This window comes from Micromonospora sp. FIMYZ51 (assembly GCF_038246755.1).
GTDB lineage: Bacteria > Actinomycetota > Actinomycetes > Mycobacteriales > Micromonosporaceae > Micromonospora.
In genome coordinates this window covers 4,135,074-4,156,111 of record NZ_CP134706.1, presented here as the reverse complement: position 1 = coordinate 4,156,111, position 21,038 = coordinate 4,135,074, and the positions used below count along the sequence as shown (strand labels likewise).

General features: G+C 70.2%; 18 protein-coding genes, 1 pseudogene and 1 riboswitch. Of the genes and pseudogenes, 13 read left to right on the top strand and 6 right to left on the bottom strand.

Annotation, left to right across the window (positions count from 1 at the left end; genetic code table 11):
• Positions 1–529: 529 nt before the first annotated feature.
• Both QQG74_RS18940 and QQG74_RS18935 read left to right on the top strand, forming a co-directional pair.
• Complete coding sequence (locus QQG74_RS18940) at positions 530–694, top strand: hypothetical protein (protein ID WP_341716098.1); 165 nt, start codon at positions 530–532, stop codon at positions 692–694.
• Positions 695–827: 133 nt separating this feature from the next.
• Positions 828–3,125 (top strand): UvrD-helicase domain-containing protein, encoded by a 2,298-nt coding sequence (locus QQG74_RS18935; protein WP_341716097.1) that lies wholly within the window; start codon positions 828–830, stop codon positions 3,123–3,125.
• Here the strand turns inward: QQG74_RS18935 and QQG74_RS18930 are convergent.
• Together QQG74_RS18930 and QQG74_RS18925 are read right to left on the bottom strand one after the other, a co-directional pair.
• Positions 3,114–3,848, bottom strand: a pseudogene (locus tag QQG74_RS18930) (methyltransferase domain-containing protein); the annotation flags it as partial. The gene QQG74_RS18935 and the pseudogene QQG74_RS18930 overlap by 12 nt on opposite strands.
• Before the next feature lie 45 nt (positions 3,849–3,893).
• Complete coding sequence (locus QQG74_RS18925) at positions 3,894–4,475, bottom strand: N-acetyltransferase family protein (RefSeq protein WP_341716096.1); 582 nt, start codon at positions 4,473–4,475, stop codon at positions 3,894–3,896.
• A 38-nt stretch (positions 4,476–4,513) separates the two neighbouring features.
• Between QQG74_RS18925 and QQG74_RS18920 the strand changes: the two genes are divergently transcribed.
• The 3 genes from QQG74_RS18920 to pyrH all read left to right on the top strand — a co-directional run bounded on the left by QQG74_RS18920 (position 4,514) and on the right by pyrH (position 8,896).
• On the top strand, positions 4,514–5,083 hold the full coding sequence (locus tag QQG74_RS18920; RefSeq protein ID WP_341716095.1) for an XRE family transcriptional regulator: 570 nt from the start codon (positions 4,514–4,516) through the stop codon (positions 5,081–5,083).
• A 272-nt stretch (positions 5,084–5,355) separates the two neighbouring features.
• A complete protein-coding gene (locus QQG74_RS18915; protein ID WP_341716094.1) occupies positions 5,356–8,133 on the top strand; it encodes an NACHT domain-containing protein in 2,778 nt (925 codons plus the stop codon).
• 1 nt (position 8,134) lies between these two features.
• Positions 8,135–8,896, top strand: coding sequence for a UMP kinase (gene pyrH / locus QQG74_RS18910; protein ID WP_341716093.1), 762 nt, complete (start codon positions 8,135–8,137; stop codon positions 8,894–8,896).
• Positions 8,897–9,105: 209 nt separating this feature from the next.
• On the opposite strand, the gene QQG74_RS18905 is transcribed toward pyrH, so the two are convergent.
• Positions 9,106–9,510, bottom strand: a complete 405-nt coding sequence (locus QQG74_RS18905; RefSeq protein ID WP_341716092.1) for an MmcQ/YjbR family DNA-binding protein — start codon at positions 9,508–9,510, stop codon at positions 9,106–9,108.
• 89 nt (positions 9,511–9,599) lie between these two features.
• Between QQG74_RS18905 and QQG74_RS18900 the strand changes: the two genes are divergently transcribed.
• Both QQG74_RS18900 and QQG74_RS18895 read left to right on the top strand, forming a co-directional pair.
• On the top strand, positions 9,600–10,703 hold the full coding sequence (locus QQG74_RS18900; protein ID WP_341716091.1) for an alpha-hydroxy acid oxidase: 1,104 nt from the start codon (positions 9,600–9,602) through the stop codon (positions 10,701–10,703).
• A gap of 94 nt (positions 10,704–10,797) precedes the next feature.
• The gene (locus QQG74_RS18895) at positions 10,798–11,058 is read left to right on the top strand and encodes a hypothetical protein (protein WP_111242354.1); all 261 of its coding nucleotides are present in this window, start codon (positions 10,798–10,800) and stop codon (positions 11,056–11,058) included.
• 163 nt (positions 11,059–11,221) lie between these two features.
• Here QQG74_RS18895 and QQG74_RS18890 read toward each other — a convergent pair whose 3' ends face one another.
• Positions 11,222–12,658: a glycine hydroxymethyltransferase gene (locus QQG74_RS18890; RefSeq protein ID WP_341716090.1), complete on the bottom strand. Its 1,437-nt coding sequence runs from the start codon at positions 12,656–12,658 to the stop codon at positions 11,222–11,224.
• A gap of 18 nt (positions 12,659–12,676) precedes the next feature.
• A riboswitch (ZMP/ZTP riboswitch) is annotated at positions 12,677–12,767 on the bottom strand.
• A gap of 349 nt (positions 12,768–13,116) precedes the next feature.
• On the opposite strand from QQG74_RS18890, the gene QQG74_RS18885 reads away from it, so the two are divergent.
• Positions 13,117–14,088 carry a DNA primase small subunit domain-containing protein gene (locus tag QQG74_RS18885; RefSeq protein WP_341716089.1) on the top strand — a complete coding sequence of 324 codons (972 nt, stop codon included), beginning with the start codon at positions 13,117–13,119 and terminating at the stop codon, positions 14,086–14,088.
• A 15-nt stretch (positions 14,089–14,103) separates the two neighbouring features.
• Here QQG74_RS18885 and QQG74_RS18880 read toward each other — a convergent pair whose 3' ends face one another.
• On the bottom strand, positions 14,104–14,610 hold the full coding sequence (locus tag QQG74_RS18880) for an Lrp/AsnC family transcriptional regulator (RefSeq protein WP_341716088.1): 507 nt from the start codon (positions 14,608–14,610) through the stop codon (positions 14,104–14,106).
• 104 nt (positions 14,611–14,714) lie between these two features.
• Here QQG74_RS18880 and pdhA point away from each other — a divergent pair, with 104 nt between their 5' ends.
• From pdhA to QQG74_RS18855, 5 genes are all read left to right on the top strand, one after another.
• Positions 14,715–15,881, top strand: a complete 1,167-nt coding sequence (gene pdhA / locus QQG74_RS18875; RefSeq protein ID WP_341716087.1) for a pyruvate dehydrogenase (acetyl-transferring) E1 component subunit alpha — start codon at positions 14,715–14,717, stop codon at positions 15,879–15,881.
• Complete coding sequence (locus QQG74_RS18870) at positions 15,881–16,897, top strand: alpha-ketoacid dehydrogenase subunit beta (protein WP_341716086.1); 1,017 nt, start codon at positions 15,881–15,883, stop codon at positions 16,895–16,897. Before pdhA ends, QQG74_RS18870 begins: the two co-directional genes overlap by 1 nt.
• Positions 16,898–17,053: 156 nt before the next feature.
• The gene (locus QQG74_RS18865; RefSeq protein WP_341716085.1) at positions 17,054–18,523 is read left to right on the top strand and encodes a dihydrolipoamide acetyltransferase family protein; all 1,470 of its coding nucleotides are present in this window, start codon (positions 17,054–17,056) and stop codon (positions 18,521–18,523) included.
• Positions 18,524–18,799: 276 nt separating this feature from the next.
• Entirely contained in the window at positions 18,800–20,056 is a 1,257-nt protein-coding gene (locus QQG74_RS18860) for an Ig-like domain-containing protein (protein ID WP_341716084.1), read from the top strand.
• A gap of 183 nt (positions 20,057–20,239) precedes the next feature.
• Positions 20,240–20,593, top strand: coding sequence for an STAS domain-containing protein (locus QQG74_RS18855; RefSeq protein ID WP_341716083.1), 354 nt, complete (start codon positions 20,240–20,242; stop codon positions 20,591–20,593).
• Between the two features lie 55 nt (positions 20,594–20,648).
• Here the strand turns inward: QQG74_RS18855 and QQG74_RS18850 are convergent, their stop codons facing one another.
• A complete protein-coding gene (locus QQG74_RS18850) occupies positions 20,649–21,026 on the bottom strand; it encodes an FKBP-type peptidyl-prolyl cis-trans isomerase (RefSeq protein WP_341716082.1) in 378 nt (125 codons plus the stop codon).
• Positions 21,027–21,038: the final 12 nt, after the last annotated feature.

The following is a 21,038-nucleotide window of genomic DNA, read 5'->3' as shown; positions in this document are numbered from 1 at the left end:
AACTCAAACTCGACTTCGCTGTCGACACCACCTGCAGCGAGGACAAGCTGATCGAGGCGTTCCGGGAGGGCGAGCGGAAGGGGCGAACTGATCAAGAATTTTCAGTGGACAGCCGCCGACCAGAACGAGGTGGCGCGTTATCTCACGGTCGACAAGTTGTCCCACGACGAGGCGGCCGAAAAGTGGCTGGACGCCAACCCGGACGTGTGGCAGAGCTGGCTGCCCGCCGACTAGTCCCTGCTGGGTGCCGGCGGGCCGGACGGTGGGCAGCGCCGCAGCAGTGGCGGTACCCGGTGGCGTCGATCAGCGACCCGGGGCCGACGACGACCCGCGCCACCGGGCCGCGCCGGCGCCGGCACCTGGTAGACGGAACCGATCATGCCCGGCGAGAACCGTCTCGGCAATCCCGCCAGTCGCTCATTTCGGTTATCCATTTGCATCTGGCAACGCCAATCGGTGCTGCCCTAGGGTTTTCGCATCGAGGAACCGCGTGATGTGCCGCGCGTACCGACGTGGGGGTGGCAATTCCATGACCGGCCCGCTGCATTTTCCGACCGAGCCCACCGACGCTGGACCTCGGCTCATCCCGCCGGCCACCGCCCCGGCCGACACCCGGAAGGGGCGGGGCGAGGCCCGGATGATTGCGGCACCGACGCAGGCCGGCGCGGCGCGGGAGCGCCCCGGCCCGGAGTGACCCGCCCCGCGGTGCCACTTTCATTGTAGGGGCGAAAGCGGGCCTTCGGATCGTCGCGAAGAACGATTTATCCCCCCTTGAACTGGTCATACGCTTCGCCGGTCAGTCAAGCCATGCGTCGCGGGGGGTCATCGTGTCTGACGTCAGGGGCCGGGAGATCGCTGCCGAGCAGCGGGTCGTGGACCGGGTCTACGAGTTGCTTGACGGGATGCGGGCACGGGCGAACGACCTCGCCGGTGAGGGCCACCGGCGGGCGGCCGGCGGCCCGGCCACCGGTTTGGTGGAGCGGGACGCGATGGTGCACCGGGCCGCCGTACGGCTGCGGGCGCTGGACGTCGAGGCGGAGGGCATCGTCTTCGGTCGGCTCGACTTCGACGACGGGGAGAGCTTCCACATCGGCCGGCTGGGCGTACGCGACGGTCTGGAACCGCTGCTTGTCGACTGGCGGGCGCCGGCCGCCGCGGCGTTCTACCGGGCGACGCCGGGCGAGCCGCTCGGCGTGGTCCGCCGCCGGGTCATCATCTGCCGTGGTCCGCAGGTCGTCGACCTCGACGACGATGTGCTCGCCCCGGACCAGGCCGGTGACCTGCGGGTGCTGGGCGAGGGCGCGCTGCTGGCCGCGTTGCGCCGCTCCCGTGGACCGCACATGCGCGACATCGTCAGCACCATCCAGCGCGAACAGGACGAGGCCATCCGGGCGCCGGCCCGGGGCGTCACCCTGATCAGCGGCGGACCGGGCACCGGCAAGACCCAGGTCGCGCTGCACCGGGCGGCGTACCTGCTCTACACCAACCGGGGCCGGTTCACCGACGGCCGCATCCTGGTGGTCGGCCCCTCGACGGTCTTCACCCGCTACATCGGCCGGGTGCTGCCCTCGCTCGGCGAGGAGAGCGTGCACCTGCGGGCCCTCGGTGAACTGGTCGAGGGTGTCACCGCCACCCGCCGCGACCGCGCGCAGGTGGCCCGGATCAAGGGCGACGACCGCATGCGGGACGTGCTGGTCGAGCTGATCTGGCAGCCGCCGCCGACCGCACCACGCCGGCTGCGACTGGTGTACGCCGGCCAGGTGCTCACCCTCGACGCGGCGGACCTGGCGGCGGCCCGCCACCAGGTCCGCACCCGCTGCGAGGCGAGCGGCACCAAGCCCAACGCCGCCGGCCCGACCGCCGCCACCGTGCTGGTGGCGGCGCTGTGGCAACAGGTCGAGGGGAGGCACCTCGACCGGGAGTTGTTCGCCGAGGAGGTCGGCGAGCGCAACGAGCTGCACGGCTTCCGGCGGGCGTGGTGGCCGGTGCTGACCCCGACGGAGGTGCTCGGCTGGCTCGGCGACGCCAGTCGGGTGATGGGTGTGGACCCCGAGGCCGCGGAGACGCTTGCCGCGACGTACCGGAGCCGGTCGGACTGGTCCGTGGACGACGTGCCGCTCCTGGACGAACTGGCCGTGTTGCTCGGCCCGCCGCCCGCCGCGCCGCGCGCACCGGAACCCGAGTGGCAGCTGCGCGAGCTGACCACTGGCACCCGGCCGGTGGCGAGCTTCGTGCTCAGCTGCGGGCTACAGCAGGGCTGGGAGCTGTACGCCCCGAACCTCGCCACCCCGTTCGCGCTGGCCGGGCCCGGCATCGACAACGACGCGGTCGGCGCGGCACAGCGCTGGGCGGAGGCGGTCATCCTCCGGGAGGGGCACCGGGTGGTCGGCTGGACCGACGGCTTCGACCCGCACGGCGAGGAGGGCTACGTGCCGGTGCTGGCCGAACCGCTGCCCGTCGAGGAACCCGACGACGACCCGGTCACCGACGAGCCGTACCTGCACGTCATCCTCGACGAGGCCCAGGACCTGTCGCCGATGGAATGCCGGATGATCGCCCGGCGCGTCGAGTACGCCTCGATGACCGTCGTCGGTGACCTGGGGCAGGCCACCCACCCGCTGGCGGCGGAATCCTGGCCGCAGTTGCTCGCCCGGATCGGCAAGCGGGAGATCCGCACCCTGGAGCTGCACACCGGATACCGGGTACCGCAGGTCATCGCGGAGTACGCGGCACAGGCCCTCGCTGCGGGGATCGCACCCACCCGGTCGTACCGGCCCGGCGGCACGCTCTCCGTGCGGCAGGTCGACGACCTGCCCGCCGCGCTTCAGCATGAGATCCGGCGGGCACCGCAGGACGCCACTGTCGCCGTCATCGCCGCCGACGACCGGGCCGAGACGATCGTCGGTCTGATCGCCGCGCCCACCGTCACGGTGGTCCCGGCCAGCCTGGTCAAGGGACTGGAGTACGACCACGTCATCGTGGTGGAGCCGGCCGAGATCGTGGCCGCTGAGCCGCGCGGGATGAACCGGCTGTACGTCGTCCTGACCCGGGCCGTCGACACCCTGGTCGTGCTGCACCACGCGCCGCTGCCCGCCGCCCTGGGCGCTGCCGCGTCAGGCGATTAGCAGGCGCAGGCCGAGCTCTGCCGCGTCGAGATCGACGAGGTCGCGGTTGCGTGCCACCCATCGACCGGAGGCGAGGTCGGCGCGCAGGTGCCGCACCGCCCGCTGCTCGGCCTCCGGCCCGACCTTGGCCCAGACCGAGATCCCGCGACGGACCTGCTCGTCCAGGTACGCCTCGGGCCGGCGCCAGTAGGCCTCGAAGAAGCCGTCGACGCAGTCCCACGGGATGGGCACCGGTTCCTGACGGGCTCCGATGGCCTCGGTCAACTCGCCAAGCGAGGGCCGACCGGCCAGGAGGTCTGCGACTTCGGGCAGGTAGTCGCGGGTGAGCCAGAACCGATCACGCCATTCCTGGTCACCGGTGTCGTGGGTGAACACCACCACCCGACGCGCGACCCGCCGCAGCTCGCGCAGGCCCGCGATCGGGTCCGGCCAGTGGTGGATGGTAGCGAAGGCCATCGCGGCGTCGAAGGTGTGGTCCGCGAAGGGAAGGTGCGCCGCGGCGGCGGCCACGCAGGGCGCCGCGTCTGCGGGGCGCTGCGTGCGCATGAGCGCCGACGGTTCGACCGCCGTGACCGCGCGGTCGGTGGGCTCGTAGGAGCCGGTGCCGGCACCGACGTTCAACACCGTCCGCGCATCGCCGAGCGCGGCCCAGAGTTGCGCGGCGATCCGCGGCTCGGTGCGCCGGGTCACCGTGTAGGTGGCTCCGATGGTGTCGTACAACTGCGTGCTGGACATGTCGCCGCCTCCCTGACCGGGAGGGTAGCCAAATCAGTTCGTCTCTGGTGGCCCGTCGTCGGTGACCAGAGGCGTCGGTGGTCCGTCGCTGGTGGCCAAGGGTGCTGGTGGCCCGTCGTCGGTGACCAGGGCGAGTTGGGTGATGGCGACGTCGTGCCAGGCGCCGTGCTTCCAACCGATGCGCCGATGCACTCCGACCGGCTGGAAGCCGAGCGCCGCGTGCAGCCCCAGGCTCGCGTCGTTGGGCAGGGTCGTCTTCGCCACCGCCACCCGGTAGCCGCGTTCGACCAGTCGGGGCAACAGCATCCGGTACAACGCGCGGCCCGCGCCGGTGCGCCGACGGCCCGTTTCCAGGTAGACGCTCACCTCACAGGACCATCGGTACGCCGGCCGGGCGGCGAAGGGCCGGGCGTACGCGTAGCCGATGACGCATTCGTCGAGCTCGGCCACCAGCCAGGCGTACGACCGGGTTGCCTGCTCGATCCGCTCGGCCATCTCGGCGACGGTCGGCGGCTCGGTCTCGAAGGTGATTGTGGTGTCCAGTACGTACGGCCGGTAGATGGCCGCGCAGGCGACGGCGTCACCCGGCCCGGCATCGCGGATCGTCAGCGGCATGCCACTATAGTAGCGATCGTCGTGAGTATAGTGTCACCATGTCGGACCGCCTGACCACCGATCTTGCCGCCGCCCTCCGGGCCGCCCGCACCGCTCAGGGCCTGTCGGTAAATGCCCTGGCCGAGCGCTCCGGCGTCTCCCGGGCGATGATCGCCAAGGTCGAACGCGGCACGGCGCAACCGACCGCCGTCCTCCTCGGCCGGCTCAGCGCGGCCCTCGGCCTCACCCTCTCCGAGTTGTTCGCCCGCACCGAGGAGCGGGCCCCTCGGCTGTCCCGCAGCGCCGATCAGCACCTCTGGGTCGATCCCCAGACCGGTTACCGGCGTCGCTCGGTGTCACCCGCCGGTGGCGCGGTCCAACTGGTCGAGGTGGACCTTCCGCCCGGCGCGGAGGTGGCCTATCCGGCCGATGCGTACGCGCTGGCCGACCACCAGATCTGGGTGTTGCAGGGCCACCTGCGTTTCCAGGAGGGCGCCGTCGAGCACGACCTGAACCCCGGTGACTGCCTGGAGCTCGGCGAACCGGCCCCCTGCTCCTACCGCAACGTCACCGACCGCCCCTGCCGCTACGTGGTGATCCTCAGCCGTCGCCATCGGCGACCTCATTGACGCCGTGACCAGGCGACCACTAGGCAATGCCGGCAACAGGGCCGGTCGGCAATGACGGCCATTGACGACACCGGAACTCTGACCGTTCGCTGTATTCGGCCACCCGTCGGCGAATCGGCGACCGAAAGGGCCAGTCGCGGGAGCCGTTGACCCGACTGCCATCCACAGTGTCCCGTTGTCTACTCATGGCATGCCGCCGGTCGCGGCGAGGGCTGCGCATGGCACCTCGCGGTGTCCAGCACGACGACACGACAATGCGGTACGGCGGCAGGATGCAGTTTCCGGACGCACACGGCTCCTTCCGACGCAAGATCGGAATACTGATGGATCCTCAGCCCGTTGTGGCGGCGGCGGTGACGGCCGCGGTCGCGGCCGCCGCCACGCTCGTGCGAAGTGTGTGGGCCTTCGCCAGGCGACCCGATCGCAAAGCGTCGCGGGAAATAGACCTACTGCGGCCGAAGGCCGCCGCCTGGCTCAGGAGAGCAGCCGCCCACTTCGTGGGGAAAGGATTGCGGCGACAGTTCCTACTGCGCTATAGCCTGGATATCTATCTCCAGTCGCTCTACCGGCGTCACCAACGGCTGGTGGTTCCCGGGCGCGTCGAGCTTCCTATCGACCGCTGCTACATTCCGCTCGAACTGCGGGCGGGCCAGATGACGGAGGCCATCCAACTTCTTTCGAAATCCGGAACGATCCTGCTCCTGGGTGATCCGGGGACGGGCAAGAGTGCGTTGCTGTCCCGAATCATTCGCGACCTGTGCTGGAAAGCGCGGGAGAACAAGGATCGAGCCCGCCTGCCCGTGTACCTGCCCTTGCAGCACATCGGCCCGATTCTCAGCGGAGCGAGCGGCACAGCCGCTTCGCCGGAGGCATCCTTCGCGGTGCTTGAGAAATGCTTCGAGCGGCTCACCATCAGCCCCATGGAGCTTTTCGACTCCGGTGGAATGCTGCGGACGTTCGCGACCAGCCAGAAGAATGGGCTGGTCGTGCTCCTCGACGGACTGGACGAAATCGCCGCAGAGACCATCGGCGCTGTCGAACAATTCCTGCTGGACCTGGATCAATATCTGTCGTCGTCGCGGGGGAGCAACCTGCTCATCATCGCGAGTCGCCGGCAAGCCCTTGACTTCGCGCCACGCCTGACCGGTGGAGGAATCCAAAACCTGGTGCCGGTGGAACTCAAGCCGTTCACGCCGGCCGCCATCTACTCGTTCCTGTTGCGCTGGCCCTACCCGCCTGGCAAGAAGAGTTCCGACGAGGCGCGGCGCATCTTCAACCAGCTCCGGCTGAACTCCACACTTGTGGAGACCTGCGCGAACCCGTTGGCGCTGGCACTGTACGTGAACCACGATCAACGCTTGCGCGATCTTGGGCCGGGCAACTTGTCATCTCAGCCGGAAACCAGAGCGGCGTTCTTCAGCGACGTCGTCGACTATCTGATGATCCGGACCCGGTCCGACCGGGTCGGCGTGCGATCTCCCAACCGGCCGTTCCGGCAGGCGCGAACGAACTTCTTCGTCGCTGTCGTCGACCATCACATCCGGTCCCGCGAGCCCTTCAACGCCATCAGCGAAAAGAACATACTCCGGCATGCCGCCGCGTTGGTCAAGGACGGGCAGACGGCTGAGCAGGCACTATACGAGCTGGCCAAGGACACGGGCATCATCGTCCGAAACGACAGGGACGAAACCTGGAGTTTCGTGCACCGTTCGTTTCTCGACTACTTCCTGGCCTGCTCGCTTGCCGCAATCGCCAGGAAGAAAGAGATTCAGCGGCTGTTGATCGGCCCACTGAAATCGGATCCGCTGCGCTACCTGGAGGGTTTCTACCTGGCCTGCGGACTGATGGCGAGCCGCAACTCGCTTCACTTGCAGACCGTGCTGCACGACCTGAGTAACAGCACCTTCGTCGGCCGCTACTACCCCCGGGCGATGCTTGAGGCGCAGGCGTACTTCCTGCCGCAATTTCCGGAGCGGATCCGTTTCTACTGCAACTGGTGGCAGCAGAATCAGGAGGATCCGGTACTCTTCCGGGATCTCGTGGCGGTCCTCGTCGATTACGAGCAGGCATGTGCCGCATTAGGGCGAAAGGCAGAGGTCACCGTTGTCGGTGAGCTGGGCGAGTTCTTTGAGAGCACCGGCCTGACCGCGCTACAGGTGGCCCAGCTCGATGTGGACCTGGCCATGAAGATCGCCAACCACGACAACGTGCACTCCATCCTGCTTGCAACCTCGCCGGAGGACGCGATCGTGGCCCTTTACGAGCCGACGGTTGGTGAGCGCGTACGCCATGAAGAGGTGGTCCGAAGCCCGCGCCTCGCCGCCATCGTCGCCGAGGCGGCACTACGTTCGTCCCTCTTCTCCAACAGTTTGGCGCCGCCGCCCCGCAGGTCGTTCCTTGGCCGAGCGACACTGACGAACTCGGCGGAACGTTGGGTGGACGCATGGCCGATTCGCGGCACCAGACTAGCTGGGACCCTGGCAATCGCGCTGCCGTACGTCCGGCGTTGTGCAGCAGCGAGCCAAGCCGAGTTCCCGCACCTCACGGTCTTGTCCTACATTCGCCCGGTCCGGCGACTGCGTCACGAGATCATGTTCGGTGACCCCCGGGTGGGGATGCTGTTGCTGAGCATCGTCGTGCTGGCGGACGTGCCACTCTGGTTTTCGAGCCTGCATCCCTGGCAGCTGGCGCTTGCGCTGTTGCCGCTGGCGGTGCTCTTCCTCCTGGGCTTCCGGCTGCTGGCCATCGCAGGAATCCTGTCCCTTCCGTCGCGTAAGGTGCTCAACCTTCAGCCGGAGGGATCCGATTTCACGATGGCCGCCGAACGGCGCGTCCGAATGGTGTCTGGTGACCGGGCCCGGCTGCGCAGGTGGCGGTGGGGAGATCCGAGGAGCAGCGACGGCCCAATTGTCGCAGTGTATGTCAGGAAGTTTCCATTCATTTGGCGGCGGTTCAGTCCCGTGCTGGGAGACAAGGCTCTGTCGTTGACCGGAGGCGCCGTGGTGCAACAAATGTACACCGAGGATGTTCGCAAGCTACTTAGGAGCTAGAGTGGACCGGATCGTCCTGCTCAAGATGTCGGGGGAAGCGGTTGCGGACATCGAGGGCGAGAGCATAGTAAGTGCCGAGAGGCTGGATTACTTCACTGCCCAGATCGCGATAGCCCGCAAGGCGGAGCCTGACCTGAAAGTGGCAGTCATGGTTGGCGGCGGAAACATCATCCGCGGCAAGATGCTGCCTGGGGTGAACCGCACGAAGGCCGACCACATGGGCATGCTCGCCACGATCATAAATGCTCTCGCGCTCCAGGACGCAATGACCAGGGCCGGCCTTGACTCCCGGGTGATGAGCGGCATGGAGGCGCCTATGGTCGCCGAATCGTACATCTACGGCCGGGCCATGCGTCATCTGGCAAAGAACCGCGTGATCATCTTTGCCGGCGGTCTTGGCAGCCCGTTCTTCACGACCGACACCGCTGCCGCGCTGCGCGCAACCGAGATCGGAGCCCAGGTTCTCCTGCTGGCCAAGTTCGGCACCGACGGCGTCTACAGCAAGGACCCGCGGCGATTCGCGGATGCGGTCAAGTTCGAAACAATCGACTATGACTCGGTGATGTCGCAGAACTTGCAGGTGATGGACGCGACGGCGGTTGCCTTGTGCCGCGACAACAGCATGCCGATCTTCGTTTTTGACGTGTCGGCCGAGAACGCCGTGTCGGAGGCGCTGCTCGGCAGGACCGACGCTGGCACCCTGATCTGTTTCTCGACCGCCGACGGACAGGTACTGGGAAACGACCAGCCGATGCGAGAGTAGCCCCACGGTGGCGGTGCTGCCCTCGTCCACCCCGGACCCGGTGCGACGGCGACCCGGCGTAGACCTCGGTCGCCGTGCCCTCCTCCGTAACGCGCCCGGCGGTCCTCGGTCGCCGTGCCCTCCTCCGTAACGCGCCCGGCGGTCCTCGGTCGCCGTGCCCTCCTCCGTAACGCGCCCGGCGGTGCAGGGCGGTCTCGGCGAGGCTCGGGTCAGGTCGGGGGTGGTGTCGACGCGGCTCGGTGGGCGGCGGCGAGCCGTTTCGGGGCGCGGGCATACCACGCCTCCACGATCAACTCGGTCAGCTCGTCGATCTCGATCGGGTCCAGCCGGACCAGCACGATGGGATAGCCGTCGAGGTGTGGCGTGGCGAAGAAGAGAGCGGGGTCGTCGGCGAGCAGCGCCTCCTTGACCCCGAGGTCAGCCACCCGTACGCCGAGAATCGGCCCGTCCGGTGCCGCCGGCCCGAGCGCCTCCAGATCCGAGCGGCGCAGCGGACGCTCCCAGACGAAGGACTTGTCCCGGACCTTCCACGCGGGCAGCCCGTCGTACGAGGGTCGCTCGCCGGACTCCGGCAGGCTCAACGCGATCCGGCGTACGTCTTCCCAACTGGCCATCGCCCGACGATACCGCTGCCGCACGTGTTAATAAGGGGCCCTTCCTATGCACGAGGCGTTAATAGGGGGCCCTTCCTTAAGGTGGTCCTATGGAGAGCAGGGTGCCGGTTTGTCTTGCGGATTTTGCCGAGCGGGCGCAGGCGGTGTTGCCGCCGGAGGTGTGGGACTACCTGGACGGTGGCAGCGGCACCGAGCTCACACTTGGCGCGAACCGGCGGGCCCTCGACCGGGTCGGTGTGCTGCCCCGGGTGCTGACCGGGGTGGCCGCCGCCAGCCTGCGGACCCGGCTGCTCGGCCGGGAGTACGCCATGCCGGTCGGAGTGGCGCCGATGGCGTACCAACGGTTGGTGCATCCCGACGGCGAGATCGGGTTGGCCAGCGCGGCCCGGACCGCCGAGGTGCCCTATCTGGCCAGCATTCTGGGCAGCACCCCGATCGAGCAGGTCACCGCGACCGGTGCCGAGGTGTGGTTCCAGCTGTACTGGCTGCGCGACCGGAGGATGGTGACGGAGTTGCTGGCCCGGGTGCGGGACGCCGGCTGCCGAGCGCTCGTGGTCACCGTCGACGTGCCGGTGCTCGGGCGGCGGTACCGCGACCTGCGCAACGCCTTCCGGCTGCCGCCGGAGCTGGTGGCGGCGAACCTGCCCGGCGGGCGGGACGATCTGGCCCATGGTGGTACGCCCGGCGTCACGCCGGTCCCGGTGACCAGCGGCGCGGCCTTCGCGCCGGCCCTGAGCTGGGCGGACCTTCGTTGGCTGGGTGAGCACTGCGAGTTGCCGCTGGTGGTGAAGGGCGTCCTCGACCCGGCCGACGCGGTGCGGGCGGTCGACGCCGGTGCGCGTGCGGTGGTGGTGTCCAACCACGGTGGACGGCAACTTGACGGGGTGCCGGCCAGCGCCACGATGCTGCCCGAGGTGGTTGCCGCCGTGGGCGACCGCTGCGAGGTGTTGCTGGACAGCGGGGTCCGGGGCGGCCTCGACGTGCTCCGGGCCTTGGCGCTGGGGGCGCACGGGGTGTTGGTCGGTCGGCCGATGCTCTGGGCGCTGGCTGCCGGGGGAGCGGCCGGGGCGCACGCCGGGTTGGCTCTGCTCGCCGAGGAGTTGCGCGACGCGCTGGCGCTTGCCGGCTGTGCGGATCCGGCCGCCGCCCGCGAGCTGCGTACCGTGCCGCTCGTCGAACCTGCCCAGGATTAGGCTGGGGAGCGCTGAGCCGCAGATCGACTCGCCGTGTTCACCGGTTGGCAACCTGTGACTGCCACCCTGCCGTCGTCCTGGTTGGACGGTCATAATGGGCGGCATGATTGCCTGGGAGTACGCCCTGCTGGTCCGCCGTTACCAGGGACAGGGCCGGAATTTTCACGTCACCTTCGTCTGGTACGGGCCGGACGGGTCCCGCAAGGACGTCACGGCGTACGGCGACACCGCGGTCGCGCATCTCAACCGGGTCGGCCGGGAGGGCTGGGAACTCGTGACGGCGGCCGAGGACGTGAACAATGTCCAGGGCAGCACCGAGGTGCACCGCTACCACCTAAAACGCCCCCTCAACTAACCCCCACCCCCCACCCCCACCCTTTCCCTTGTTGATCATGAGGTTGGCGGCACTTTGAAGATCGACCAGTGCCGCTAACCTCATGATCAACGGGGAAGGGTGGAGGAGTGGGGGGACGAGGAGGAGGAGGAGGGAGGGGGAGGGGAGGGGAGGAGGGGGTGGGTCAGGTTAGGTTGATGTTTGGGTAGAGGGGGAAGCTGGCGAGTAGGTCGGTGGCCTGGCGGCTGATCTTGTCGGCGAGGACCGGGTCGAGGACGTACTTGGCCTTGCTGGCCGCGCCGTCCGGGCCGGTGCCGGCGGTGGTCTGGCTGAGCACGGTGTGGATCAGCTCGGCGGTGCCGTCCATCTCCGCCGGGCCCAACCCGCGGGTGGTCAGCGCGGGCGTGCCGATCCGGATGCCGGAGGTGTACCAGGCGCCGTTCGGGTCCTGCGGCACCGCGTTGCGGTTGGTGACGATGCCGGAGTCCAGCAGCGCCTGCTCGGCCTGCCGGCCGGTCAGCCCGTAGCCGGTGACGTCGATGAGCACCAGGTGGTTGTCGGTGCCGCCGGTGACGAGTGTGGCGCCCCGGCGCAGCAGTCCCTCGGCGAGGGCCTGGGCGTTGTCCACCACGCGCTGGGCGTAGTCGGCGAAGTCGGGACGGCGAGCCTCGGCCAGCGCGACGGCCTTGGCCGCCATCACGTGCGGCAGCGGGCCGCCGAGCACCATCGGGCACCCCCGGTCCACCTGGTCGGCCAGCTCCGGACCACAGAGCACCAGGCCGCCGCGCGGGCCGCGCAGCGACTTGTGGGTGGTGGTGGTGACGATGTGCGCGTGCGGCACCGGGTCGAAGTCGCCGGTGAAGACCTTGCCGGCGACCAGGCCGGCGAAGTGGGCCATGTCCACCATGAAGGTGGCGCCGACGGAATCGGCGATCTCCCGCATGATCCGGAAGTTGACCTTCCGGGGGTACGCCGAGTAGCCGGCGACCAGCACCAGCGGCCGGAACTCGCGGGCGGCCTCGGCGACCTTGTCGTAGTCGACCAGGCCGGTCGCCGGGTCGGTGCCGTAGCTGCGCTGGTCGAACATCTTGCCGGAGATGTTCGGCCGGAAGCCGTGGGTCAGGTGGCCACCGGCGTCCAGCGACATGCCGAGCATCCGCTGGTCGCCCAACTCCCGGCGCAGCGCGAACCAGTCCGCCTCGGTCAGGTCGTTCACGTGCCGGGCCTGCGCCCGCTTCAGCGCGGGGGCCTCCACCCGGTCGGCCAGGATCGCCCAGAACGCCACCAGGTTGGCGTCGATGCCCGAGTGCGGCTGCACGTACGCGTGGGTCGCGCCGAACAGCTCCCGGGCGTGCTCGGCGGCGAGCGCCTCGACCGTGTCGACGTTCTGGCAGCCGGCGTAGAACCGGCGACCGACGGTGCCCTCGGCGTACTTGTCGCTGAACCAGTTGCCCATCGCCAGCAGGGTGGCCGGCGACGCGTAGTTCTCGCTGGCGATCAGCTTGAGCGACTCGCGCTGGTCGGCCAGCTCCGCGCCGATCGCGTCGGCGACGCGCGGCTCCACGGCGCGAATGACCTCCAGCGCACTGCGGAAGGCGGTGGACTCGGCGTTGTGCGGCATGGAACCTCCTCATGACGTGCGGAAGGCCCAGGCGCTCGGCATGCGTCCTTGTGACGGGGCCGCTCCCCGATGGTTATCCATCTCCAATGCGCCAGTCACGGCCCGAGACGATCCTACCGGGTACGCCGATGTCACACCGTCGCGCCCGCCGTGTGGCGGGCGGACCGATGGTGGTCGGTTCGGCCCCGGGCAGGCACCGCAGCGTTGCGGGTCGGCCGAGACCGTGCGCCGGCTTCTGATCGAGGAAGCCTGCAGCCGAGGGTGTCGGCGGAGGGCTGCGGGTATGCGGCCGGACCTGACGGTAGCGACCAGGAGGTGAACCGTGGCCACGATGGTGAGCAAGCCGGCCAGCCCGGTCGAGGACACCCTGCCTCCAGCGGGACTACCGCTGAGGTGACACCGGGGTGGCTGGGTGGTGACACGTCGCATCCGGCCACCACGGGACGTACGGTGAGCAGGTGGCAGGCACGGCCGAGGAGATCCGGGTGGGGCGGCGGACGGTGCGCGTCTCCAGCCCGGACAAGCCGTATTTCCCGGAACGTGGGCTGACCAAGCTTGACGTGGTGCGCTACTTCCTCGCCGTCGGTGACGGCATCCTGCGTGCGCTGCGGGACCGGCCGACCATGCTGGAGCGGTGGCCCCGGGGCGTGTTCGAAGGGGCGACCATCGCCACCCGGCAGGACAACCGGGGTGATGCGTTCTACCAGAAGCGGGTGCCGGCGGGCGCACCCGACTGGGTCGGCACGGCGCACATCACCTTCCCGAGCGGCCGGACGGCCGACGAGGTCGCGCCGGGTGAGCTGGCGGTGGTGATCTGGGCGGTCAACCTGGGCACGCTGCGCTTTCATCCGTGGCCGGTGACCAGGGCCGACGTCGAGCGGCCGGACCAGCTACGCATCGACCTGGACCCGCTGCCCGCAGTGGGGTTCGACCAGGTGGTGCCGGTGGCCCACGAGGTACGCGCCTTTCTCGACGAACTCGGCCTGGTCGGCTATCCCAAGACCACCGGCGGGCGCGGCCTGCACGTGTACGTGTCGATCGAGCCACGGTGGAGTTTCGGTGACTGCCGGCGGGCCGTGCTGGCGCTCGGGCGCGAGATGCAGCGCCGCCGCCCCGACCTGGTCACCACCACCTGGTGGCGCGAGCAGCGCGATCGTCCCGTCTTCGTCGACTACAACCAGATGGCCCGCGACCACACGATGACCTCGGCGTACTCGATCCGACCCAGTCCGGCGGCGCTGGTCTCCGCGCCGCTGCACTGGACCGAGCTGGACGACGCCCGGCCGGAGGACTTCGACGTCACCACCATGCCCGCCCGTTTCGCCGAGCACGGCGACCCGCACGCCGGCCTCGACGAGCGCCGCTTCTCCCTCGAACCGCTGCTGGATCTGGCCGACCGGGAGGGCCTGGCGGCCCCGCCGGAGCGCTGAGCCGCCCGGCGTCGGTCATCCCCAGGGGCCGCGTTCGCCGTCGAACTCGTCGAAGACCAGCCAGGTGCGGGTGGCGAGCACCCCGGCGATGCCCTGCACCCGGTCCAGCACCACGTCCCGCAGGGTGGCGTTGTCCGGCGCCCGGACCAGGGCGAGCACGTCGTGCTCGCCGCTGAGCAGCGCCACGTGTTCGACGTAGCGCACCTGGGCCAGCTCCGCGGACACCTCGCGCCAGGTGTTCTGCTGAATGGTGAGCGCGATGTACGCCGAGGTGCCCAGCCCAGCCGCCTCGGGCGCGATCCGCGCACCGAACCCGGTGAGCACACCGTCGCGGAGCAGCCGTTCCACCCGGGCGTACGCGTTGGTGCGGGAGACATGCACCCGTTCGGCAAGCGTACGGATGGAGATCCGGCCGTCGCGGACCAGTTCGTCGAGGATGCGCCGGTCGACCTCGTCCAGCCCGGCGGCCGATCGTCCCGTTCCGGCCGCCGAGTCCGGCATCGGATTGGCATCCTGCCCCATCGTTTCCCCCTGGCCGTGCCATCCGTCCCGCGTTCTCCGGGCACCTTGAGTCAATCATCCGACGCATGGAGCATAGGGCCACCACACGTCCAGGAGGTCCCGCCGTGACGACCACCCCCCAGGCGGTCCGCAGATCAACTCCGCGGAAGCGCCGACCGGCCACCCCGGCCGCGCCTGACCCGACGGCGGCCCTGCTGCCGCAGGCCGAGCCGGTCCGGCTGCTGAACCCGGACGGCAGCCCGCTGCCGGCCCGCGCCGACTATCCCGAGCCGCCGATCGAGGCGCTGCGCGAGATGTACCGGCGGATGGTGATCGGCCGCCGCTTCGACGCCCAGGCCACCGCGCTGACCAAGCAGGGTCGGCTGGCCGTCTACCCGTCCTCCCGAGGCCAGGAGGCGTGCCAGGTCGGCGGCGTGCTGGCGCTGCGCGACGACGACTGGGTCTTCCCCACCTACCGGGAGTCGATGGCGCTTACCGCCCGCGGCATCGACCCGGTCGAGGTGCTCACCCTGCTGCGCGGCGACTGGCACTGCGGTTACGACCCGGCTGCCCGGCACACCGCACCGCAGTGCACCCCGCTCGCGACGCAGTGCGTGCACGCCGCCGGTCTGGCGTACGGCGAGTCGTACCAGGGGCGCGACACCGTGGCACTTGTCTACATCGGTGACGGCGCCACCAGCGAGGGCGACTTCCACGAGGGCGTCAACTTCGCCGCGGTGTTCAAGGCGCCGGTGGTCTACTTCGTCCAGAACAACAGGTACGCGATCAGCGTGCCGCTGTCCCGGCAGACCGCCGCCCCCACGCTGGCCCACAAGGGCGTCGGCTACGGCGTACCCAGCGAGCAGGTCGACGGCAACGACCCGGTCGCCGTGCTGGCCGTGCTGAACCGGGCCGTCGCGCACGCCCGCGCCGGCAAGGGTCCCTTCCTGGTGGAGGCGCACACCTACCGGATGGAGCCGCACACGAACGCCGACGACGCCACCCGCTACCGGGACGCCGACGAGGTCGAGGCGTGGCGCGACCGTGACCCGGTCGCCCGGCTGGAGAGCTACCTGCGCGCCCGCGACGTGCTCGACGACGCCGCCGTCGCCGAGATCGCCGAGCAGGCCGAGGCGTCCGCCGCGCAACTGCGCGAACGGATGAACGCCCAGCCCACGGTCGACCCGCTCAGCCTCTTCGAGCACGTCTACGCCCAGCCCACCCCGCAACTGGTGGAGCAGCGGGAGCAGGTCCGCGCCGAACTGGCGGCGGCGCAGGAGGAGGACGCCTGATGGCCACCGTGACCATGGCGAAGGCGCTCAACGCCGCACTTGCCGACGCGATGCTCGACGACGAGCGGGTCGTCGTCTTCGGCGAGGACGTCGGCCAACTCGGCGGGGTCTTCCGGATCACCGACGGGTTGCAGGCCCGCTTCGGCGACAAGCGCTGCTTCGACACCCCGCTCGCCGAGGCCGGGATCGTCGGCTTCGCCGTCGGGCTGGCCATGTCCGGGCTACGCCCGGTGGTCGAGATGCAGTTCGACGCGTTCGCGTATCCGGCGTTCGAACAGATCGCCTCGCACGTGGCGAAGCTGCGCAACCGGACCCGGGGCGCGCTGAGCGTGCCGATGGTGATCCGGGTGCCGTACGCCGGTGGCATCGGCGGCGTGGAGCACCACTGCGACTCGTCCGAGGCGTACTACGCGCACACCCCGGGCCTGAAGGTGGTCACCCCGGCGACCGTCGCCGACGCGTACTCGCTGCTGCGCGAGGCGATCGACGACCCGGACCCGGTGGTGTTCATGGAGCCGAAGAAGCTCTACTTCGCCAGCGCCGAGGCGGAGCTGCCGGCGCGTACCGAGCCGTTCGGCCGGGCGGTCGTCCGGCGGCCCGGCCGCGACGCCACCCTGGTCGCGTACGGGCCGGCGGTGCCGGTCGCGGTTGAGGCCGCCGAGGCCGCCCGTGCGGAGGGCTGGGACCTGGAGGTGGTCGACGTACGCACAATCGTGCCGTTCGACGACGCCACAGTGACCGACTCGGTACGCCGCACCGGCCGCTGCGTGGTGGTGCAGGAGGCACAGGGCTTCGCGGGCGTCGGCGCGGAGATCGCCGCCCGGGTGCAGGAACGCTGCTTCCACGCCCTGCACGCCCCGGTGCTGCGGGTGTCCGGGTTGGACATTCCCTATCCGGCGCCGATGCTGGAGCACACCCACCTGCCCTCGGTCGACCGGGTGCTCGACACCGTGGCCCGGTTGCAGTGGGACGACCAGCCCGACCCGCGCTGGCTGACCGAAGGCAGCGCGGCATGAGTGAGTGTCAGCGAGCGAATCATCAATGCAGGGCGATGGTGCCTCGTGGTGGCACGGAGCGAAGCGGAGTGCCGGCATGAGTGAGTGTCAGCGAGCGAATCATCAATGCAGGGCGATGGTGCCTCGTGGTGGCACGGAGCGAAGCGGAGTGCCGGCATGAGTGAGCAGGTTTTCCTTCTGCCCGATCTCGGGGAAGGGCTCACCGAGGCGGAGATCGTGCAGTGGCGGGTCGCGGTCGGCGACCTCGTCACCGTCGACCAGAGCGTGGTCGAGGTGGAGACCGCCAAGGCGGTCGTGGACGTGCCCTGTCCGTACGCCGGCCGGGTCGTCGCCCTGCACGGCGCGGAGGGCGAGGTGCGTCCGGTCGGCCAGCCACTGATCACCGTGGCCGCGCCCGCGGCCGACGGCGCCGCGCCGGCCGCTGCCCCTTCGGCGCCGGACGAGCCGGTCGGGCACGCGGTCTACCGCGAGGAGGAGCGGGCCGGCTCCGGCAACGTGCTGATCGGGTACGGCACCGGTCCCGGCAGCGCGCGACGGCGCCGCCGTCCCCGGGTGCACGCCGCCGCGCCGGCCGGCCCGTCGGCGTCCGCCCAGCCGCAACCCGCCCCGGTATCCGAATCGCCCGCCAGCGCCCCGGCGCTCTCGGCCGTCCTGCCGGACCGGTCGCCGGCACTTGTCATCTCGCCGATCGTGCGGCGGCTGGCCCGCGAGCGTGGGGTGGACCTGACCACCCTGCGCGGCAGCGGTCCCGGCGGGGTGGTCCGCCGCGCCGACGTGGAGGCGGCGGCCGACGCGGCGATGGTGGCCCGGCCCACGGGCGCCGATGCGGTGGCATCGCTCGGCGCGGGGACCAGCCCGGCGAATGGCGCGGGCCGGCTCACCGTCGTTCCCGACCTGCCGGCGCCGCACGTCGGGCTCGCCCCGCCCGGCGCGTCGGACGTGGTCATCCCGTTGACCGGCATCCGCCGGGCGATCGCCGACAAGCTCTCCCGTAGCCGGCGGGAGATCCCCGAGGTGACCATCTGGGTCGACGCCGACGCCACCGCGCTGCTGGAGACCCGGGCCGCGATCAACGCCGCGCGTGCCGACCGCCCGGTGAGCATCCTGGCCCTGCTCGCCCGGATCTGCCTGTCCGGGCTGCGTCGGTACCCGCAGCTCAACTCCCGGGTCGACACCGAGGGACAGCGGATCATCCAGTCCGCCGGTGTGCACCTGGGCATCGCCGCGCAGACCGAGCGTGGTCTGGTCGTCCCGGTGCTGCGCGACGCCGACCGGCTCACCACCGCGGAACTGGCCGCCGAACTCGCCGCCACCACCGCGGCGGCGCGCGCCGGTGAGTTGCCGCCGGCCCGGTTGACCGGGGGCAGCTTCACGCTCAACAACTACGGGATCTTCGGGGTCGACGGCTCCACGCCGATCATCAACCACCCGGAGGCGGCGTTGCTCGGGGTCGGGCGCATCGTGGACAAGCCGTGGGTGGTCGACGGCCAGCTCGCGGTGCGTAAGGTGACGCAGCTCAGCCTCACCTTCGACCATCGGGTCTGCGACGGCGGGGTGGCCGGCGGCTTCCTGCGGCACGTCGCCGACTGCGTGGAACAGCCGGCGCTGCTGATCAACGCCGTCTGACCGGTTCCGCTCGTGCCCGGCGTCTCCGCACCGGACGCCGGGCACGTCGGCGTACGGGCGTGACAAGGGCCGTGAACGGCGCGCCTGCGGACACCTGCCGCCAATTCGTCGAGCAACCTACCGAGCCGGTGCGTCGAGGTATTCGTCGCCCCTGGCGGTGCGATTTCTGAAATCGTCCACGGGTAATAATCGCGCGGTTTGGGGAAATGCGAAGCCGGCACCGTGTTGGCGGTGAGAATGTGCGGAGGACGGAGCAGCAAACGGGGGGACACAATCATGAGGTTGAGGGGGCGATTGACGCTGCTGGCGGTGACCGTCGCGGCGGCACCGCTGGCGCTGGGTGCCTGCACCAGCGATCGTAGGCAGGGCAACGAGGGGCGGGCGGCGGCACCTGAGTTGACCGTGACGCCGGCCGAGGGCACCCGGGACGTGCCGCTCAGCGGTGAGATCGGCACCCTGGTCAAGCACGGTCGGATCACCGACGTGCGGATCACCGACGACAAGGGCGGCACGGTCGCGGGGGAGCCGCGCGAGGATGGCTCGGGCTGGGTGCCGAACAAGGTCCTTCAGCCGAAGCGGACCTACACCGCAGAGGTGACCGCGACCGGTGACTCCGGAAAGACGGTCACCCGAAAGACAACCTTCACCACCCAGCCGAAATCGTCAAAACCGGCCATCACCAGCACTCTTTATTTTGCCGGCAACCGGACGTACGGTACGGCGATGCCGGTAACCGTCGCCTTCGACCCGCCAATTCCGAAAGAGGCCAGGGCGGATGTGCAGCGCCGTTTGTTTGTGAAGACGGACCCGCCCCAGCCGGGTGCCTGGTCCTGGGTGTCCGACGGTAGCCAGGTCTACTACCGGGCACCCGATTTCTGGCGACCCGGCACGACGATAAACGTCCGGGCGGCCCTGGAGGGCCTGCCGATCGGCAAGGAGAACGTCGGTGACGCCGACCGGCGCGCCACCTCGAAGATCGGCCGGCAGGTCGAGTTGGAGATCGACAACGCGACCAAGCAGATGTCGGTGCTGCGCGACGGCAAGCTGCTGCGCAAGCTGCCGGTCAGCCTCGGTAAACCGAGTACGCCGACCTCCAGCGGCAAGATGGTGATCATGGAGAAGCACGAGTTCACCACCTTCGACACCCGGGGCTCGGCCGATCCCTACGTCGTCGACGTCGAGGACGCCCAGCGGCTCACCTGGGGTGGCGAGTTCATCCACGGGGCCCCCTGGTCGGAGGGGGACCAGGGCTACACGAACGTGTCGCACGGCTGCACCAACCTCTCCGCGGCCAACGCCGACTGGTTGATGGGCGTCACCCAGGTCGGCGACCTGGTCACCGTCAAGGGCACCGAGGTGACGCTGGACGCGGGCAACGGCTGGACGGCCTGGAACGTCAGCTGGGACGAGTTCGCCAAGGGCAGCGCCCTGCCGGTGCCGCCGGGGCTGCGGCCCACCCCGACCCAGGCCCCCGACCCGGGGGCGGTGGCCGGTGGTTCGCCGGAGCCGACGCCCTCCGCGAGCGGCGGCTGACCGGAGGCGTACGCGCGCCGGGCCGGTCCGCTGTGGACCCGCCCGGCCGTACGCTGCGCCCGGAGCCCCTTGGGGATCCGCCCTAGGGTGGACACCCAGGTCGCCCGGGTCCTGCCCTGGGATTACCCCGGAACCGCCGCTGGACAGGGGCAGAGTGTCGGTGCCGGACGATAGGTTCGGTTCATGCGAGAGCGCGAGGAGCGGTTCCACGTCGAGACCACAGTCTTCGACGAGGCGGTGTGCATCCGGGCGGTAGGCGTCGTCGACGTGGCCACCGTCGCCGCGTTCCGTGGCGCGCTCTGGGCGGCGCCGGCCCGACCGGAGCTGCGGGTGGATCTGTCCGACCTGCTCATGCTCTCCGCTGCCGGGGTGCGCGCATTGGTCGCCGCGCGGCTGCGCGTGCGGGCCCAGGGGGGCGAACTGGTGCTGGTGAACCCGTCGCCGATGGTGGAGCGGGTGCTGCGCGCCACCGGCCTGCGTCGGGTCATCCCGGTGGTCGCCCAGGCGGCACCGGAGCGTCTGCTCGCCGCGGTGTGAGCCGTGGCCGACCAGTCCGGCGCCGGGCACGGGGGCCGGCGCCGGACACCGCGGCTCAGCGCAGGTCGAGCAGGTCGACCACGAAGACCAGGGTCTCGTTCGGCTTGATCAGGCCGCCGGCGCCCTGGCTGCCGTAGCCGAGGTGCGGCGGGATGGTCAGCTTGCGCCGGCCGCCGATGCGCATCCCCACCACGCCCTGGTCCCAGCCGGCGATGACCCGCCCGCCGCCGAGCGGAAACTCGAACGCCTGGCCGCGGTTCCAGGAGGCGTCGAACTCCGCACCGGTGGAGTGCGAGACCCCGACGTAGTGCACGCGGGCCACCTGGCCGGGCCGGGCCTCGGCTCCCTCACCCACGGTGATGTCCTCGATCACGAGGTCCGCCGGCGGGGCGCCCTCGATCGGACCGATCTCGGGCTTGCTCGCCTGGTTCATGTGGATTCTCCT

Coding starts and splice junctions, on each gene's coding strand:
- QQG74_RS18880 (WP_341716088.1), bottom strand. CDS start 14,610: ATGGGGCAGGATGCCAATCCGATGCCGGACTCGGCGGCCGGAACGGGA.
- QQG74_RS18900 (WP_341716091.1), top strand. CDS start 9,600: ATGGAGAGCAGGGTGCCGGTTTGTCTTGCGGATTTTGCCGAGCGGGCG.
- QQG74_RS18940 (WP_341716098.1), top strand. CDS start 530: ATGACCGGCCCGCTGCATTTTCCGACCGAGCCCACCGACGCTGGACCT.
- QQG74_RS18855 (WP_341716083.1), top strand. CDS start 20,240: ATGCGAGAGCGCGAGGAGCGGTTCCACGTCGAGACCACAGTCTTCGAC.
- QQG74_RS18905 (WP_341716092.1), bottom strand. CDS start 9,510: ATGGCCAGTTGGGAAGACGTACGCCGGATCGCGTTGAGCCTGCCGGAG.
- QQG74_RS18865 (WP_341716085.1), top strand. CDS start 17,054: ATGAGTGAGCAGGTTTTCCTTCTGCCCGATCTCGGGGAAGGGCTCACC.
- QQG74_RS18870 (WP_341716086.1), top strand. CDS start 15,881: ATGGCCACCGTGACCATGGCGAAGGCGCTCAACGCCGCACTTGCCGAC.
- QQG74_RS18920 (WP_341716095.1), top strand. CDS start 4,514: ATGTCGGACCGCCTGACCACCGATCTTGCCGCCGCCCTCCGGGCCGCC.
- QQG74_RS18860 (WP_341716084.1), top strand. CDS start 18,800: ATGAGGTTGAGGGGGCGATTGACGCTGCTGGCGGTGACCGTCGCGGCG.
- QQG74_RS18925 (WP_341716096.1), bottom strand. CDS start 4,475: ATGCCGCTGACGATCCGCGATGCCGGGCCGGGTGACGCCGTCGCCTGC.
- QQG74_RS18850 (WP_341716082.1), bottom strand. CDS start 21,026: ATGAACCAGGCGAGCAAGCCCGAGATCGGTCCGATCGAGGGCGCCCCG.
- QQG74_RS18890 (WP_341716090.1), bottom strand. CDS start 12,658: ATGCCGCACAACGCCGAGTCCACCGCCTTCCGCAGTGCGCTGGAGGTC.
- QQG74_RS18915 (WP_341716094.1), top strand. CDS start 5,356: ATGCAGTTTCCGGACGCACACGGCTCCTTCCGACGCAAGATCGGAATA.
- QQG74_RS18895 (WP_111242354.1), top strand. CDS start 10,798: ATGGGCGGCATGATTGCCTGGGAGTACGCCCTGCTGGTCCGCCGTTAC.